Origin of the sequence: Cloacibacillus porcorum (genome assembly GCF_001701045.1) — a bacterium.
Lineage (GTDB): Bacteria > Synergistota > Synergistia > Synergistales > Synergistaceae > Cloacibacillus > Cloacibacillus porcorum.
Map to the genome: position 1 here is coordinate 2,218,057 of NZ_CP016757.1, position 16,975 is coordinate 2,235,031.

The 16,975-nt window shown below is 58.2% G+C and carries 17 protein-coding genes, 2 tRNA genes and 1 other RNA gene; 5 read left to right on the plus strand and 15 right to left on the minus strand.

Annotation, left to right across the window (positions count from 1 at the left end):
- Positions 1–85: 85 nt before the first annotated feature.
- A tRNA-Arg gene (locus BED41_RS09990) sits at positions 86–162 on the minus strand.
- 48 nt (positions 163–210) lie between these two features.
- On the opposite strand from BED41_RS09990, the gene tadA reads away from it, so the two are divergent.
- A complete protein-coding gene (gene tadA / locus BED41_RS09995) occupies positions 211–678 on the plus strand; it encodes a tRNA adenosine(34) deaminase TadA (protein WP_066745519.1) in 468 nt (155 codons plus the stop codon).
- A gap of 14 nt (positions 679–692) precedes the next feature.
- On the opposite strand, the gene BED41_RS10000 is transcribed toward tadA, so the two are convergent.
- On the minus strand, positions 693–1,829 hold the full coding sequence (locus BED41_RS10000) for an EAL domain-containing protein (RefSeq protein ID WP_168160255.1): 1,137 nt from the start codon (positions 1,827–1,829) through the stop codon (positions 693–695).
- 263 nt (positions 1,830–2,092) lie between these two features.
- Between BED41_RS10000 and BED41_RS10005 the strand changes: the two genes are divergently transcribed.
- From BED41_RS10005 to BED41_RS10020, 4 genes are all read left to right on the plus strand, one after another.
- Positions 2,093–2,404, plus strand: a complete 312-nt coding sequence (locus BED41_RS10005) for a helix-turn-helix domain-containing protein (RefSeq protein ID WP_066745525.1) — start codon at positions 2,093–2,095, stop codon at positions 2,402–2,404.
- A gap of 99 nt (positions 2,405–2,503) precedes the next feature.
- Positions 2,504–2,595 (plus strand) — tRNA-Ser (locus BED41_RS10010).
- A 39-nt stretch (positions 2,596–2,634) separates the two neighbouring features.
- Positions 2,635–2,734: signal recognition particle sRNA small type (ffs, locus tag BED41_RS10015), an RNA gene on the plus strand.
- A 56-nt stretch (positions 2,735–2,790) separates the two neighbouring features.
- Positions 2,791–3,258, plus strand: a complete 468-nt coding sequence (locus BED41_RS10020) for a hypothetical protein (protein WP_066745541.1) — start codon at positions 2,791–2,793, stop codon at positions 3,256–3,258.
- Here the strand turns inward: BED41_RS10020 and BED41_RS10025 are convergent.
- The 13 genes from BED41_RS10025 to pheT form a co-directional block, all read right to left on the minus strand.
- Positions 3,247–5,016, minus strand: a complete 1,770-nt coding sequence (locus BED41_RS10025) for a sensor histidine kinase (RefSeq protein WP_066745542.1) — start codon at positions 5,014–5,016, stop codon at positions 3,247–3,249. The genes BED41_RS10020 and BED41_RS10025 overlap by 12 nt on opposite strands.
- Positions 5,013–5,714, minus strand: coding sequence for a response regulator transcription factor (locus BED41_RS10030; protein ID WP_066745544.1), 702 nt, complete (start codon positions 5,712–5,714; stop codon positions 5,013–5,015). The genes BED41_RS10025 and BED41_RS10030 overlap by 4 nt, the downstream gene beginning before the upstream one ends.
- Before the next feature lie 4 nt (positions 5,715–5,718).
- Positions 5,719–6,408 (minus strand): phosphate signaling complex protein PhoU, encoded by a 690-nt coding sequence (gene phoU / locus BED41_RS10035; RefSeq protein ID WP_066745546.1) that lies wholly within the window; start codon positions 6,406–6,408, stop codon positions 5,719–5,721.
- Between the two features lie 28 nt (positions 6,409–6,436).
- Positions 6,437–7,192, minus strand: a complete 756-nt coding sequence (pstB, locus tag BED41_RS10040; protein WP_066749220.1) for a phosphate ABC transporter ATP-binding protein PstB — start codon at positions 7,190–7,192, stop codon at positions 6,437–6,439.
- A 57-nt stretch (positions 7,193–7,249) separates the two neighbouring features.
- Positions 7,250–8,113, minus strand: coding sequence for a phosphate ABC transporter permease PstA (gene pstA, locus BED41_RS10045; protein WP_157102319.1), 864 nt, complete (start codon positions 8,111–8,113; stop codon positions 7,250–7,252).
- Positions 8,110–9,024: a phosphate ABC transporter permease subunit PstC gene (gene pstC, locus BED41_RS10050; protein ID WP_084002392.1), complete on the minus strand. Its 915-nt coding sequence runs from the start codon at positions 9,022–9,024 to the stop codon at positions 8,110–8,112. The genes pstA and pstC overlap by 4 nt, the downstream gene beginning before the upstream one ends.
- 31 nt (positions 9,025–9,055) lie before the next feature.
- Positions 9,056–9,886 carry a PstS family phosphate ABC transporter substrate-binding protein gene (locus BED41_RS10055; protein ID WP_066745548.1) on the minus strand — a complete coding sequence of 277 codons (831 nt, stop codon included), beginning with the start codon at positions 9,884–9,886 and terminating at the stop codon, positions 9,056–9,058.
- Between the two features lie 112 nt (positions 9,887–9,998).
- Positions 9,999–10,787, minus strand: coding sequence for a selenium-dependent molybdenum cofactor biosynthesis protein YqeB (yqeB, locus tag BED41_RS10060; protein WP_084002393.1), 789 nt, complete (start codon positions 10,785–10,787; stop codon positions 9,999–10,001).
- A gap of 6 nt (positions 10,788–10,793) precedes the next feature.
- A complete protein-coding gene (locus BED41_RS10065; protein WP_066745550.1) occupies positions 10,794–13,154 on the minus strand; it encodes an endonuclease MutS2 in 2,361 nt (786 codons plus the stop codon).
- 101 nt (positions 13,155–13,255) lie between these two features.
- On the minus strand, positions 13,256–13,858 hold the full coding sequence (locus tag BED41_RS10070; RefSeq protein WP_066745553.1) for a CvpA family protein: 603 nt from the start codon (positions 13,856–13,858) through the stop codon (positions 13,256–13,258).
- Positions 13,855–14,133, minus strand: a complete 279-nt coding sequence (locus BED41_RS10075; protein WP_066745556.1) for a hypothetical protein — start codon at positions 14,131–14,133, stop codon at positions 13,855–13,857. Before BED41_RS10075 ends, BED41_RS10070 begins: the two co-directional genes overlap by 4 nt.
- A 20-nt stretch (positions 14,134–14,153) precedes the next feature.
- Positions 14,154–14,441 carry a hypothetical protein gene (locus BED41_RS10080; RefSeq protein WP_066745559.1) on the minus strand — a complete coding sequence of 96 codons (288 nt, stop codon included), beginning with the start codon at positions 14,439–14,441 and terminating at the stop codon, positions 14,154–14,156.
- Positions 14,442–14,519: 78 nt separating this feature from the next.
- On the minus strand, positions 14,520–16,964 hold the full coding sequence (gene pheT / locus BED41_RS10085; RefSeq protein ID WP_066745562.1) for a phenylalanine--tRNA ligase subunit beta: 2,445 nt from the start codon (positions 16,962–16,964) through the stop codon (positions 14,520–14,522).
- Positions 16,965–16,975 lie beyond the last annotated feature (11 nt).

Below are 16,975 nucleotides of genomic sequence, written 5' to 3' on the forward strand. Positions count from 1 at the left end.
CAGCGAACCGAAACGCCGCTTTCCGCGTTTCGTGTGAGTCGCTTAGTCTTTTCGTTTATAATAGCCACCGAGGGATTTTTAAAAGTGGCGTGCCTGTGGAGATTCGAACTCCAGACCTTCGCCTCCGGAGGGCGGCACTCTATCCAGCTGAGCTACAGGCACGCATGAAGCGTTAGTAAGTATATCACAAGAAACGGGGAGCCGCCATAGATGGATGATATTATTTATATGAAAGAGGCGATCAAAGAGGCGCGCCGCGCGCTTGAGTGCGGTGAGATACCGGTGGGCGCGGTGGTGGTCCGCGGTGGAGAGATCATCGGCCGCGGGCATAATGTGCGCAGCCGCGACAATTCGCCCTTTGGGCACGCGGAGATCGCCGCGATGACGGAGGCGGCGAAGAAGATAAATTCCTGGCGCTTCGACGGCTGCTCCATCTATGTGACGCTGGAGCCCTGCGTCATGTGCTCTGGCGCACTCGTCCAGTGCCGTATGGGCTGGATCGTCTTCGGCGCTAAGGACCCAAAGGCCGGCGGCTGCCGTTCCCTTTATGAGATTCCCGGCGACCCGCGGATGTATCACCGGTGCGCCGTGACCGGCGGCCTGCTGGCCACGGAATGCGCGGAAATGCTGCAAAAATTTTTCATTGAAAAAAGAAGGGCACGGGCGGCCAAAAAGTAGCCGCTTCCGCGCCGTTACCGGCCCTCAAGATATTTCACGGTGAACTCCTCACTGGGCAGCGGTCTGTCGATGAGATACCCCTGCACGTCGGGGCACCCAAGGGTGGTCAGTATCTCCGCCTGTTCTTTATTTTCGACGCCCTCAGCGATACAGCCGATGCCAAGTTTGCCGCAGATATTCACGGTACTCTCCACGAGCGCCCGGCTGATCTCGTTGTCCGCGACCTCCGCCACGACGGCTTTGTCTATCTTTATCACATCGAAGCGGAAGGCCGACATCATGTAGAGGTTGGAATATTCGCTGCCGAAATCGTCAAGGGCGAGCCTGTATCCGGCGGCGCGAAGAGCCGCGCAGGCCGCGGTGAAATCGGGGCGTGAAACATTCCCCACGCTCTCCGTGATCTCAATCTCCATGTATCCCCGCAGCGCCTCAAAACCGGCCCCGATCCTCTCCACCTCGTCAAGTAGACCGGGGGCAAGCAGTGTATTTTTTGAAAAGTTGACGGATAATGGGATCAGTTTCAGACCGGCCGCCCGTAGGTCACGGAGCAGACGGTAACTCCGCTCCATAATATAGAGGTCGAGCATCCCTATCAGCCCCGCGTCTTCCAGCTGAGGGATAAAATCGTCGGGCGTAAGCAGCCCTTTACTAGGATCTTCGTAACGCGCCAGCACCTCGGCGCCGGTTATCTCTTGGCGCGTCAAATTCATCTTCGGCTGCAGATAGAGCTTTACAAAACCGTTTTTAATGCCGCGATTGAGCCAATCGTCAAGACAGGCCCTGTGTTCGGCGCAGAAAGATCTTGTCTCCTCCATCCGCAGCCTGCGCATGAGGCAGACAGACCTGCTATGGCCGCCTGAGTCTTCTATGAGACTTTTATACGATACCTCAGTACGCCACCGCTCGCCGCCTGCGATTGAAAAGCTGCAGATCATGCGGTCACGCTCTCTGCCTTTGAACATCCCCTCGACAAATGCGGCAAGGGCTTCGTCGGTCTCCTCGCATGACCCGCCGCAGTACTGAAAAAAGAGCTTGGTAATATCACCGCCACCGGGAATTTTAGCGCAGCAATGCTCTTTGGCGTCCCACAAATAGAGGGTCCTGCTGGGAAGATCAGCTATATAAAGAGTCGAAGCGGTCAGGTCCAGCATCCCAGACAGCATTTTATCTGTATTGTATAAACTCGTTCCATTAAACACAGCCGGTTTCCTCACCGTTTCTGTCATAAAAACATATTCCTTTCCCCGTCCGCGGCAATGAATGTCATTTCCCGCGGCTGCTTGCAGCAGCAACCATATATACGCTTCTCCATTATACAACATATAAGATGTTAATAAGACTCTAATTAATGATTATAGCGTTAACATTAATCTCGCACTCACCATAAAATTGACAGCAGGTGAGGTGAAAAAAATTGGACAGTGAATTTATCAGAAAACGAATCACCGAACTGAGAATAAAAAAAGGCGTCTCAGAATATAAGATGAGCCTTGATCTTGGGCACAGCAGAAGTTACATGCAGAGCATCGTGAGCGGGCGCAGCCTGCCCTCCATGGCGGAATTTTTATACATCTGCAAGTATCTTGACGTCACTCCAAGCGATTTTTTCAATGAGGAGATCGACCACCCCGCTCTTGTGAAGAGCGCCCGGGAGGGAATTTCAGGACTTTCGGAAAAAGATTTATCGCTTTTGCTCACTCTGATCGAAAGACTTCATTTTAAATGACCGAAAAGCGGCCCCTACCCTCTTCTACCCTTTTGACATCGCCCCCGCAATAAGATATAATGTCCTCCGTCGATATGACGATATAGTAACGGCGCACGCGGAGAGGTGTCTGAGCGGTCGAAGGAGCTCGCCTGGAAAGTGAGTGAAGGGGTCAAACTCTTCCATGGGTTCAAATCCCATCCTCTCCGCCATTATTATGTCCAAAGATTGTCGATGTGCCTTTTACGGGCACTCCAGTCCCATGCGGCGCGAGCCCGTGAACCTCGTCAGGTCCGGAAGGAAGCAGCGATAAGCGGAATCTCGCGGGTGCCATGGGGGAGCTGGAGTTCCCGTAAAGGGCACTTTTATTATCGGTTCTATTATCTTTCAGTCTGGACGGTGAGGTTATGAAAGAGGCTCCCGATTATTTTCTTCCGCTCAAAGTCATGCCCGCCGAGGGCGACAAAATAATACTCTCTCCGGCATATTTCTTTCCCGCGAACATCATGTCGCGGGGGCTCTTCGCAGGCGTCAGCCTCGTCACAAAAACGATCGTCGTAGACGCCTCAAACGGCAGGGCCGTAATCTCCGACGCCGATATCCGGCCCTGCGCGGCGCCGGATTTTCCCTGCATTCCCCGCGAGCTGCCCGTTAAACTGAGCGAACACCAGGCCCTCTCCGCCGCCGAAATGATGGCGACGCCGGAGGAGGCGCGGGGCTGGCGGCGCGGCTTCAATTCCGTGAGGGTGTTCTTCCGCAACAGTGAGTTCAATTTTGTCTGGCATACATATATAATCCGCGGCTCCCTGCTTATCGACGCCTTTACGGGCGAGGAAAGCGAAGCCGCGGATGTGATCGATATTTTACTTCGGTAGCCTGATTACGAAGGCCGTACCTCCGAGCTCGGACTCCCCAAGCTCAAGGGTGCCGCCGTGGCGCTCGATTATCCTCCGTGAGATCGAGAGGCCGAGGCCGTAGCCGCCGCTTTTCTTCCTGCCGCGCGCCCTGTGGCTGTCGCCGCGCCGGAAGCGTTCAAAGATCAGCTTTCGCTCGTTTTCTGCGACCCCGGGGCCGTTGTCGTCGACCGTGAGCCGCCACATACCGCCCTCTTCACAGAGCGATACCTTAATGATGCCGGCGGGGCTGTCACTGAACTGGATATATTTCTGCGCGTTTTCCATAATATTCAGCAGCGCCCGGCGCATATCCTCGTAGACTCCCATCACATGTGCGCCGCCCGTAGGAGCCGTTATCTCGATCTTCGTCTCTTTGGACTGCGGCAGCGCCGCGATCTCGTCCTTTACCTCTTCCGCGACTCCCACAAGGTCAACGTTGGCCACATCTTTGCGCATCGGATCGGCATCAAGACGCACCAGCAGCAAAAGGTCGTCGACAAGTCCGCTGATCCGCTCCTGCTGCCGCAGCAGGCTGTCTATCGTTTCGACATCCTCGGAGCGTTCGGGACCGTTCATCTGCGGAGAGCTCTTGAGCAGCTCCAGACCGGTGCGGATTATCGCAAGCGGGGTCTGGAACTCATGTCCCGCGTCGATGAAAAAGTCGCGCCGCACCTCTTCGAGCTTCGCCTTTTCCGTAAGATCCTGAAGGGCGATGAGTCTGCCGCGCGGCAGCCTCAGAGTCGTCGCCTCCACCTGCATCGCCATCGCGCCGCTGCGCATGATTGACAGCGTGCGCGTTGTGTCGGGCTCGTCCAGCATGAAGTAAAGCTCGTTGGAGGGCAGTATCAGCTCCACGGAGGAGCCGCGCGCGGGAAGCTCGCTCTGCCCGCAGATCGTCGAGGCCTCTTTGTTTATATAGCGTATCTTTTTTTCGTCGTCAATGAGAATGACACCAATCGGCAGCGCGCCCACAAGCTGGGCAAGCTCCTCCTTGCGCTCCTGCGCCTCGCGTATCGTCTTTTGCAGCGAGTCCTGCATGGAGTTCAGCGTATTGGAGAGCGCCTGTATCTCGTCGTCGTTGGTTATGGGGAAGCGCGCCTTCTCGCCCCTCGCTATCTGCGAGGCTGCCCTGCTCAGAGAATTGAGCGGCGTCAGGATCAGACGCAGTACGAGGTATGTTCCGAGCCAGACCAATATCAGAATGAGTGCGAAGTATTTGATAAATGGTATTGTAACGCTCTTTATGAGTCCCGATAGCTTCGCCACCGGGTAAGAGAGGCGCACCACATAGACCTCACCGGGGCTGCCTGGAGTAATGACCCTCTTCGCCATATATATCTGCCACTCGCGCTGCGTCTTGCTGTAGCGCAGCTCCGCCCCCTCGCCGTTCTCAAAGGCCCCCATCACCTCGCCGCGCGTGTAGTGGTTCTCCATCTGCGAGACGTCGGCCTTCGTATCCGTCACCACCTCGCCGTTGAGACCGACGACGGTGACGCGTCCGTCAGGATAGAGGGAGGTCCAGATGCCGGAGATATTCTTTATTCCCGCGACTCCCTTCTCCTCTCCTGAAACGGCCATAAGATCCAGATAACGGGAGAGCATCGTGCGCGTATATTCTATGCTGTCGCTGCGCTCCGCGCGGTATATTATTATCCAGGCCGCGAGGCCGATGACGGAGACCGCCAGCGTCATGAGGATGGCGATCTTTTTTTTCAGCGTCAGCTTGCTGAAGCTCATTCCTGCCCCTCCTCCCAGACGAGCCGGTACCCGCGGCCGCGCAGCGTCTGCGCGGAGAGCATCGGCCTCCTGCCGTCGTCAAGCTTCTTGCGCAGACGCGAGAGGTGGACGTCCACCGTGCGCGTGTCACAGTTGGACATACCCCATATCCGCCGCAGCAGCTCTTCGCGCGAAACGGTGTGACCCATGCGCCGCGCGAGCACCTCGAGTATCGAATACTCCGTCGGGCTCAGGTCGATCAGCGAACCGCGCAGCCAGGCCTCCTTCTCCACCGTATCCAGCTTGAAGGCGCCGTTTTCGATGATCTTGCGGATATCGGCCTGCTGCTGGGTGCGCCGCAGCAATACGCGGACGCGCGCGAGCAGCTCGTCCAGCGGGAAGGGCTTGCGCATGTAGTCGTCGGCCCCGAGGTCGAGCCCCTGCACGACATCCTCGGCGGAGCTGCGCGCCGTAAGCATGAGGATAGGGATATGTTTCGTCTCCGTATCAGACTTCACACGCCGGCAAATCTCCCAGCCGTCCATCAGCGGCAGCATGAGGTCAAGTATCACAAGATCCGGCAGCTCTTCATATATCAGGGAGAGAGCGGAGTCGCCGTCAAAGGCGCAGACGGTCTTATAGCCCTGCTGCCTCAGAGCGCGGCAGACAAATTCCGCGAGGCTCTCTTCGTCGTCTACGACCAGTATCTTCTGCGTCATCGTCCTATGCCATCTTCTTACGGCGGTAGCTGCTGGCCTTCACAGGCCGTCCCGTATACATGTAGGCCACGCGTTCGGCGACGTTCGTCGCGTGGTCCCCCGCGCGCTCGAGCGTCTTGGAGACGTTCATCAAATTGAAGGACTGCTCGATACGCTCCGGCTTTTCCATGATCAGCAGCAGCAGTTCGCGCATGATCTGTTTTTCCAGGTCGTCCACCTCGTCGTCCATCGGGAATACCCTGAGCGCCGCCTCGCCGTCATGGGTCTCTATCGCCGTCATCGAGAGCCGCAGCATCTCTTTAATGGTCTCCACCATGCGCGGTATGTCGATAAGCGGTTTAAGCTGCGGCAGTTTGCAGAGCGAGAGCGTCACCTTCGCGATATTCTCGCCGTAGTCGCCGATGCGCTCAAGGTCGACCGCTATGTGCATTATGCTGACGACGACGCGCAGATCCTCGCCAAGCGGCTGGTAGCGCGCCGCGAATTCCATACAGGCCGCGTCAAGCTTCTCTTCAAGATCGTCGATGACGTCGCCATCGGCAATCACCTTCTGCGCCATCTCCGCATCATTGTTTTTAAGCGCCCAGACCGCCCTTTCAATCGATTCGGCGGCCAGCCCGCTCATACGGTATATCATGTTCTTCAGAAGAGAAAGGTCTTCCTCTATTCTTTTTCTTGTGTTTATCACATCCATCACTGCAATCCCCCTGACCCTTTATTTATTAGCCGAAACGTCCCGAAATATAGTCTTCCGTGCGCTTATCGTGCGGCGAGGTGAACATCTTCGCCGTCCTGTCGTATTCGATCAGGTCGCCGAGAAGGAAGAAGGCCGTATAGTCCGAGATTCGCGCCGCCTGCTGCATGTTGTGCGTAACGATAACGACTGTATAGTCCCGCTTGAGCTCACTGATAAGCTCCTCAACACGCGCCGTCGACATCGGGTCGAGGGCGCTCGTCGGCTCGTCCATGAGCAGGATGTCGGGCTGAGTCGCTATGGCGCGCGCGATACAGAGGCGCTGCTGCTGGCCGCCGGAAAGCCCCGTCCCGGAACTTTTCAGCTTGTCCTTAACCTCATCCCAGAGCGCCGCCCCCTGAAGGCTGTTCTCTACTATCTCGTCGAGGCGTCCCTTGTCCTTCACACCGTTCAGACGCGGGCCGTAGGCGATATTGTCATATATCGACATCGGAAAGGGATTCGGTTTCTGGAAAACCATCCCCACCTTGCGCCGCAGCGCGATGACGTCCGTATCGTCCGCCAGAATATTTTCCCCGTCAAATTCAATTATACCCTCTACGCGCGCCGACGAAATAAAATCATTCATCCGATTGAGGCAGCGTAGATAGCTGCTCTTGCCGCAGCCGGAGGGGCCGATAAAGGCCGTCACCATATTCTCTCCCATGTCGAAGGTGATGTTTTTCAGCACCTGCCTGTCGCCGTAGTAGAGGTCGACGCCGCGCGTGCGTATCTTGACCGACATCTGCTTCGCGTCGGCGGCCGCTTCAAACCTTTCGTTGTTCACCGATGTGTAATCCATCTATCTTCCGTTCCTTTCTGCGAGACGGGCGCGCGCTATCACTCCCACCGCGCTCGTTCCCATTACAAGTCCGATGAGCACCAGTATCGCCCCGTACTCTATCGGGGCCGCCGCCTCGGGGTCCGTCGCCGAGGTGGCGAGAACATATATGTGGTACGGCAGCGCCATAACCTGGCTGAAGACGCTTTTGGCAATCTCCGGCGCGAAGTAGGCGGCGCCCGTGAACATTATCGGCGCCGTCTCGCCGGCGACGCGGCCCACCGCAAGGATGGCGCCCGTGATTATCGTCGAGGCCGCCGAGGGCAGCACGACCTTGATTATCGTCTGGTACTTCGTCGCGCCGAGCGCGTAGGAGGCGTCGCGGTAATCCTGCGGCACCGCGAGAAAGGCCTGTTCCGCCACCGTGACCACGAGCGGCAGGGAGAGACAGGCCAGCGTCAGCCCCGCCGAAAGCAGGCAGGAGCCAAACTGCATGAATACGACGAAGAGCGAGAGGCCGAAGAGCCCGAAGATTACCGAGGGAACGCCCGCCAGCGAACGGATCGAAATTCTCATCAGCCTGACAATCCAGGTATCCTTGGCGTACTCCGCGAAGTAGAGCCCCGTCATGATGCCTACGGGAAGCGCCACCCCCATCGAGACGAGCACCAGCTGCATCGTACCCACCAGCGGCGTCAGTATCCCCCCCGCCAGCATACCGTCCTTGGGCGGTTCGGAGAGAAACTCCCAGGAGAGGGCCTCCGCGCCGTTCCTTATCAGGTAGACGGCTACCGCGCCGATAACCGCCACAAGCAGCAGCGCGAAGAGGCATAGGACGAGAGTCATCAGCCTGTCGTATATCTTGCGCATAAAAGTACGGTTCATCTCTTTGTACCTCTTTTTTCAATATAAAGTGAAGCCAGATTTATCATCAGCGTCATCACCAGAAGGATGAGCCCCGCGAAGAAGAGCGCGTAATAGTGGACGCTGCCCACAGGCGTCTCTCCCATCTCGGCGGCAATCGTCGAGGTGAGCGGCCTCACCGGCTCCGTAAACAGCGTGGGAATGATCGCCGCGCCGCCGGCGGCCATCAGCACGACCATAGTCTCGCCGAGGGCGCGCATCACGCCAAGGAGCACCGAGGCGATTATCCCGGGCAATGCGCTGGGGAATACAACCTTTTGTATCGTCTCCATCCTTGTCGCTCCGAGCGCGTACGAGGCGTCCCGAAGCTCAAGGGGGACCGCGGCGAGCGCCTCGTCAGAGAGCGAGGCGACCACCGGTATTATCAAAAATCCCAAAAGTATAGAAGCGTTGAGCAGGTTTAGCCCGCTTGCGATACCCAGCGTATCCTGCATCCAGGGCGCGATCAGCATCATGCCGATGAAGCCGAGGACTATCGAGGGCAGGAAGCCGAGCATCTCAAGCAGGACCTTGAAGAAGTTTCTCAGTTTGCGGGGAGCTATCTCCGCGGTAAAAACCGCGAGCGCGAGCGCCGCGGGTATCGCGATGATGCTGGAAAGAAGGGTGGCGGCGAGCGTTCCCGCTATAAGCGCCGCCATCCCCAGTGCTGGTGGCTCCTCAGTCGGATACCAGTCTCTTGAAAAGAAAATCTCTTTAAGTGAAACCGTCTTGAGTACCGGCAGCCCATTTGCGATCAGGAAGCCGAGAATGAAAATCAGGACGATGATTCCCGTCACCGCCACGCAGAAGACCGTGCGTGACATTATCCTGTCTCCCATTCCTCCGAAGGCCTGTTTCTTCGCCGGCCGTTCGGCCTTTGTCAATGCGCTCATGGGCTGTCCGTCCTCTCCTGTTGACGATAGGCTATTTCTTAAGCTCGCGGAGTGATACGAAACCGGTGCCGTTTACGATCTTCTGTCCGGCGTCGCTCTGCATGTACATAATGAAGTCGAGCACCTCACCCTTGGGCCAGCCGTTTGTGAACATGTAGAGGTAGCGTGAGAGGGGATATTTGCCGCTGCGCGCGGTCGCCGCCGTCGCGCTCACGCCGTCGACCTGGAGCCCCTTAACCGTCTTGTTGACGTAGCCCATTCCCTCATAGCCGATCGCGTTCTTGTTCTTGCTGACAGAGGAGAGCATCGCGCCGCTGGAAGAGGCGACCTGGGCCTTCGGCGTCACGCGGATCTTTTCGCCCTTGTCCATGATCATCTCCTGCCAGGTGCCGTAGGTGCCGGAGCTGGTGTCGCGTCCGACGACTACGATAGGAGCGTCGGCGCCGCCGACCTCTTTCCAGTTCGTCACCTTGCCGGAGTATATATCCTTAAGCTGGGCGTGTGAGAGTCCCTTGACGGGATTGTCTTTGTGGACGATGGGGACGATGCAGTCGAGCGCGACCGCGAAGGGTACGGGATAGACATTCTTATCCATGCAGCTCTTGATCTCCGAATCCTTTATGAAGCGCGAGGCGTTCGCGATCTGGGCGCTGCCGTCGGCAAGCGATTTGAAGCCGTTGCCGGTGCCGGTGCCGGAGACAGAGAACTTGACGCCCGCGTTTTCCTTCATAAACTGCTCGACCGCCGCCTGACCGAAGGGCAGGACCGTCGTCGAACCGTCCATGACGATCGGGGCCGCCATCGCCATCGTCGCGGCGGAAAGAACCACAAGTGCTATAAACGCTGTTACTAACTTTCTCATCTGTATTCCTCCTAAGTTGTTGTACCTAGGAGTATAGACTTGCGATGTTAACAATGTGTTGAGCAAATGTAACAGGAACGTAACGTAAAAGAAAGGGGGCTTTTCCGCGCTGTCAGCGGGCCGAACGGCTTATGGCCTCCATAACGCCGCCCGCTATCGAGAGGGATTTGTCCGATATTGTAAAGCAGTAATCCGCCACGCCGCGCGGATCAACGTCGCCGATCTTCATGTCATAACGGCACTCCACGGAGGGATGAATGAGGCCGCGGATCACGCCGGAAATATTCGCCCGGACGGGATGGCCCGCGATCTCGCCGACCGTCTCGCCCGCCTCCACGAGGTCGCCGATACCTTTACGGGGAACCAGACGTCCCTCCGCCGGAGCGCGCAGCAGCCTCTCGATACCGTAGCCCATGATCACGCCGGGCCTCTTAGTGTCGGGGATCGCCGCGCCCTTCGTGATGACCCGTCCCAGGCTGTGGCCGCGCATCGTCTCAATAACGTAAAGGACGTCCTCCGGCGCGCTGAAACCGGGGCCAAGGGCGATCGTCACGGGGGCCATTCCGCGCGCCGTTCCCGTGGCGCGCTTCGCCATGATCGCGTCAATGAGAATCCGCGGACGAAGGGCGGCGATAGAATCGCCGCGCGGGTCGACCAGAACGCCGACGACGGCCGGATCAAACTCGTCAAGCGATGAGATGAGGCGGCACTCCATATCCTCGACACGGCAGCGCCCCTCATAGACGGCCTCGCAGACGGAGACGGCGCGGCGCACGGCCAGCGGACGCTCCGTCTCAAGCACAAGCACCGGAACGCCGGCCACGCGGAGCCGGTATATAACGCCGGTGGCGAGATCGCCGCCGCCTCTTACTATGACAGGGGAATCCTTAAATATATCCATAACGCTTTATCTTCTAAACTTCACGATCGTCACGCCATAGCCGCCCTCGCCGGGGCCGCCGAGATTATGCTCCGCGATATAGGGAACGCGCTTGCATAGCTCCTGCACCTCGCGGCGCAGAATACCCTCGCCGCGTCCGTGTATCACGGTGACGGTGTCATAACCGGCGCAGTAAGCCTGATCAAGATACTGCTCCACCATCGGGAGCGCCTCGTCTATCGTCATGCCGCGCACCATTATCGACGACGGCACGCCGACGGGACGCGAAACCTTTATCTGCACCTGGGCCTGCGGGGCCCGGTCAGGAGACTTTCTCGTGATCACCTTCAGCTTCGTGAGCGGCACCTCGATCTCCGCGATGCCCGCCTGTATACGGGCCTTCTTGCCCTTCACCTCTATCACCGTGGCGCTCTTGCTGGTACCGATCACCTGCACAGTATCCCCGGCCTTCAGTTCATGGCTCGTAGCCGCGACGGACTCGACGCTCGTCTTCTGCTCCTCACGCTTTATCGCAGACCTCTCTATCTTCTGGAAATGGCTGCGCTTCTTTTCAAGCTCGCGGCGCGCCTCGGACTCCGCCTGCGCGTTCTCCATATTCTTTATCAGCGCGCGCGCCGAATCCTCGGCGTTGCGCACGATCGAAAGCGCCTTCTTGTCGGCGTTGGCGATCAGCGCGTCACGTTTCTCCTCGATCGCCTTTATCTTCGCTTCGTAATCCTTTTCAAGCGCGGCCAGCTTCTTCCGCGAGGCCTCAACGGCGTTTGCCTCGCGTTCCAGCGCGGCGCGCTTCTCGTGAAGCTCGCCGATGAGATCCTCCATCGATATCTCGCGTCCGTTGATCGCCCGCTCAGCCCTCTCAATGATCGAGCGGCGCATGCCGAGCTTGCCGGCGATCAGCAGCGCGTTGCTGCGTCCCGGTATGCCGATCAGTATCCTGTAGGTCGGCGAAAGCGTCGCGCTGTCAAACTCGACGCTCGCGGTTTCAATATCCTCCGTCGTCAGGGCGAAACGTTTTATCGGGTTATGGTGCGTCGTGGCAAGGACGAGAGCCCTTTCCTCACGCAGCCAGTCGAGCAGCGCGATGCCAAGCGCCGCACCCTCCTCAGGGTCCGTCCCCGCGCCAAGCTCGTCAAGCATGACGACGGAGCGCGGCGTCACCCTGTTCAGTATCTCCGACACATGGGTGACATGCGCGCTGAATGTCGAAAGGCTCTGTTCGATGCTCTGTTCGTCGCCGATGTCGGTAAAAAGCTCGCCGATATCGCCGAGCAGTGAGCCCTCCCCCGCCGGTATCGGGAAGCCGAGCCAGCCGAGGTAAATACAGACGCCCGCGGTCTTGAGCGCGACCGTCTTGCCGCCCGTGTTGGGGCCGGTAATGACGAGGATACGAAAATCCCCGCCGCACCTTATCTCTATCGGCACCGACCTGTCGCCGAGCAGCGGATGGCGGGCGCTGACGAAAGAAAAGAGCGTGCGCGGATCAAGATCCGGCAGACGCCACTTATATATACGCGTCATCTCGGAGAGAGCGTAGAAGAGATCCACCGTCCCGAGAACATTTTCCGTGTCAATGATACCCTTTTTGCGGTTGATCAGCTTTGCCGTGAACTCACGGAAGATACGCGTCTCCTCGAGCATCTCCTCGCCGTAAAGCTTGCTGTACTCGTTGTTGAGCGACAGCAGCGAACGCGGCTCCATATAGACGCTGTTCCCGGAGCCGGAGCGGTCTATGACCGAACCGGGGAACTGCGACAGCGCGTCCTGCCGGACAAGAAAGGCATAGCGTCCGTTACGCAGCGTAAGTACCCGCTCCTGGAGCATCCCCGCGATCGCGGGATCGTTCAGCAGCGCGTGTCCGCGGCGGCGCACAGTATCCTTGAGTCCCCGCATCTGCTGGCGCAGCGCGGAGAGCTTCTCCGAGGCGTAGTCATAAAGATGCCCGTCATCGTCGATGACGGCGAGCATCCGCGCCTCCTCCGAAAAATCGCGCATATCGCGCAGCAATATGCCGAAATTCGGATACTCCTCGCGCGCGGCGGAGAGGGCATCCCTCATCCGCCCCGAGAGGGTGAGCAGCAGCCGTATCTTCACCAGCTCCTCGCCGGAGAGCAGGCCGTTCTCCTCCGCCATCTCAAGCATAAAGGCGACGGAGACTATATCATTTATCCACGGCAGTTCTCCCTTATAGCCGCGGTATCTTTCCACATCCATATAGAGCGCCTGACGCCGCTTAAGCTCCGCCATATCGAAAGCCGGAGCGATATTCCGCGCCACAAGCGCCCCTATCTCACTGCGGCAGCGCCGTGAGACCAGTTCCATAACCTTTGAAATTTCCAGACTGCTGTAGGCAGCTTTTTCTATAAACATTCCGTTCCTGCTTTTAATCTTCTCAAATTATTAACCAACGTACCTTCCGCTGACTAGATATGCCAGCTCTCGACGCGGATGATACATATAACCGGCGGCGCTTAAGTACGGTCGGGAGTGGGATCGTACCCCTCCGGCCCCCCGCCGCCCGTCCGGTAGGGCCTCAATATCTGCTCCAGCGTGCCGTCCGGCAGCGTCGTGCCCTCCGGCAGCAGGTTAAGGTCGATAAACATCGCGCGGAACTGCGGCCAGCTCCGCCCCGCGTAACGCAGGATATCGCTCTGCGACATCCAGGTCGGAGTGACTACAGGCGCGAGCAACAGCCCGCCCGTTATCACCACATAGACCACGATCACGCTCTTGATCACGCCGGAGAAGAGCCCCAGAAGTTTGTCTATCCCTCCGAGGCTTGCCGCGCCGATGAGGCTCTTCAATATCATGCGCAGCATCGCCGCGATGAGCGTCACTGAAAGCCAGATCAGCACCGCCGCCGCGGCCTGCGCCATATAGGAGTTGAGACCCATCGTCACGGACAGAAAGCGTCCAATTCCTCCGGAATAATGAAAGGAGAGGTAAAACGAGGCGAGAAAGCCCACAAGCGTTATCACCTCTCCGACAAAACCACGAAAGGAACCCCGGATGATAAAATAGCACCCGAGGATGATAAAAAATATATCCCAATAGTTCCAGCCGCTAAGGCTCACACGGGATCACTGTCCTGTTCGCTGAATTTATCCGATATCTCACCGATACGAAGGCTCAGCTCCTCCACCTGATGAGAGAGCGCCATAAGGGCGAGAAAGAGCCGTTCGTCCTGGCTGAGATTCGGAGGAAAGGCCTCCACCAGCTCTCTGGCGCTCTCAACGATACGGAAGAAACGCGCCGCCTCCAGCTTTGTGGTCAGCGTATATCTCTGACGGCCTATCCAGAAGGAATACTTTCCGTCGCCTAAAGATTTGATCTCGTGCGTTTCATCCATCGGTTAAGAGTTCCCGCCGCTTACTGCCGCTCTTCGCCCGCGGCAGGCTGTTCCTGGGCCGTCAGCTTGCCCATGCGTCCGAGGAGCCCCTCGAGGCAGCTGCCAAGCTCTTCCTTCTCGGCCCTGCTCGCCGCCGCCAGCTTCTCGGCATCCTCCTGGAGCTGCATGATCTCAAGATCGCGGTCCTCTATTATGCCCTTAAGCTCGGCTATCTCGCGGCAGAGCGTGTCGTTCTTCGCCTTCATGCCGCTAAGCATCTCCTCAAGGCGGTCGAGCGCCTCGTTGACCCTTTCAAACTGTTCCATCATTTTCTAAGCACCTCCATAATTCTTTCGTGCGTGAGATCATCCCAGAGGGGAGAAAAATCTCCCCTCTAGTCTATCAGACTATTGTGCTCCGCGGACATCGCCGCCGAATTTTTTGCCGATCTTTTTGACTACCTGTTTTGAAACATTCTCTATCTGCTCGGAGGTGAGAGTCCCACCGTCTGAGCCGACCCAGATCCTGAATGAGACTGATTTGCGCCCCTCTCCCACCTGCGCGCCACGGTACTCGTCGATAAACTTCACATCCCTGACAAGCTCGGCCTTTCTCGCAATGGCCTCGATCTCCGACCAGGCCACATTCTCGTCAAAGACGATCGAAAGGTCGAAGTCCGCAAGCGGGTACTCCGGCAGATGGGTAAACTCGTTCTGACGCGAGGGCAGCGGAACCAGCTTTTCAACATCCAGCTCGAAGACCACCGCGAGGCTGCGCTTGATGCCGGAGGCCTTGGCGCACTTCGGTGAAACGAGCGCGAGCGATCCGATCATCTCCTGCCCCTTCATGACGTTGACCCAGAGCTTCTCATCGGCCCAGAGCGGCTTCTTCAGCTGGGCAAAGCCAAGCGGCTCCATCTGCGCGGCACGGTGCATATACTCCAGCACGCCCTTGGCCTCGCGGAAGAGCTGCCTCGCGTCGCCGCCTACGAAAGCTCCTCCGAGATGGCGCGCCATCTCAGGAAGAAGCTCTCCGGCCTCCGCGGCCGCCTCGCTGACGCTGTGGAAATTCCGGTTGAAAAATACCTGCGTCATCTCAAAAAGACGGAAATCCGTGAAATAACGGATATTCGTCGACACCGCCTTCAGCAGGCCGGGAACTAACGTGGAACGCAGCTTCGCCTCGTCGGGCGCGGGCGGCGTTGAAAGTTCAAGCATCTCCTCCGTATCCGCGCCAGCGGCGGCGACAAACTCGTCCTCGATCCACGGATAGGTGAAAACCTCCTGCATATTGCAGCGGAAGGCGAGATACTCGCGTATCGCGCGCTCCATATCGAGAACCCGCTGATTGACCGCCCTGTCGAGCACCACCGTCGGCGGCGAGAACTCAAAATTCTCATAGCCCATGAGACGCGCGACCTCTTCGAGAATATCGTCTGGCAGCGAAATATCGCCCGTAGAACGCCACGAGGGCGCTTCAACGAGCAGGCTCCCGCCGCAGACCTCGGTCTTGAAGCCAAGCAGAGAGAGAATACCGACGATCTCCTCCGAGGAGATATCCTTTCCCAGACGCCTGCGCAGGAAACCGAGATCCACCTCGACCCGGGCCCTTTCAAGCGGCCGCGGATAGACATCCGTATGGGCCGTTATCCGCATCTCGGGGAAATATTTTTTGAAGGCCTCCACCGCGATCGCCACCGCGTCGTCGACGCGCTGCGGGTCAAGGCTCTTCTCATAACGCGCCGAGGCCTCCGTGCGCACGTCAAAGCGCTGCGAAGTACGGCGGATGCCGAGAGCCTCGAAGTTCGCGACCTCTAAGATAAGCTCCGTCGTATCATCCAGGATCGAGTCGAGCTTTCCGCCCATGACCCCCGCAAGCCCCACCGGCGACTTCTCGTCGGCGATGACGAGATCCTCCGTCGTGAGGTCGAGCGTCTCGCCGTCAAGCAGCTGCAGCTTCTCGCCCTCATAGGCGCGGCGTACATAGATGCCGCCCGCGATGTGCTTCCGGTCGAAGCCGTGAGTTGGCTGCCCAGTGGCAAGCATCACATAGTTCGTGATATCCACGGGAAGATTGATGGGACGCATCCCGACGCGCCAGATCAGGCTCTTGAGCTCAAAGGGCGAGGGGACGTTTTTGATATTCTCTATCACAAGGCCGGCGTAACGGGCGCAGCGCTCCGTATCCTTTATCTCGACCTTCAGCTCCTCCGTCATGCCGGTGAACTCAGCCGCCTCGATCGGCTTCAGAGGGCACTTGTAAATGGCGGCGAGCTCGCGCGCCATTCCATAGTGGCCCCACAGGTCGGGGCGGTTCGTCATCGATTTGTTGTCTATCTCGAGAATGATGTCGTCAAGGCCCAGAGCCTCGGCGAGCGGCGTGCCCGGTTTCACCTCAAAATCGCTGAGATCCATTATCTCTGAGTGCCGCGTCGTCGGGAAAAGCTCCGCGAGGCCGATCTCGCCGGAGGCGCAGATCATGCCGAAGCTCATCACGCCGCGCAGCTTCGCGGGCTTAATCTCGACAGGGTCGCCCTCGCCGTGCCACTTCACCCACGCTCCTGGCTTCGCTACGGCGACGAGCTGCGCGGGGGCAAGATTCACGCCGCCGCAGACGATCGTCGAGGGCGCGGGGTCGCCCACGTCCACCGTGCAGACGCGCAGCTTATCGGCGTCGGGATGCGGTTCCACAGTCAGAATGCGACCAACTACAAGCCCAGCGAGATTATCGGCGAGACTTACGGCGTCTTCGACCTCCACCGTCGACATCGTCAAATCATATGAGAGCTTGGCCATCGTAAGATCGGCAGGAAGGTCGGCATATTTCTTTATCCAGTTTAACGATAACTTCACAACATCACCCT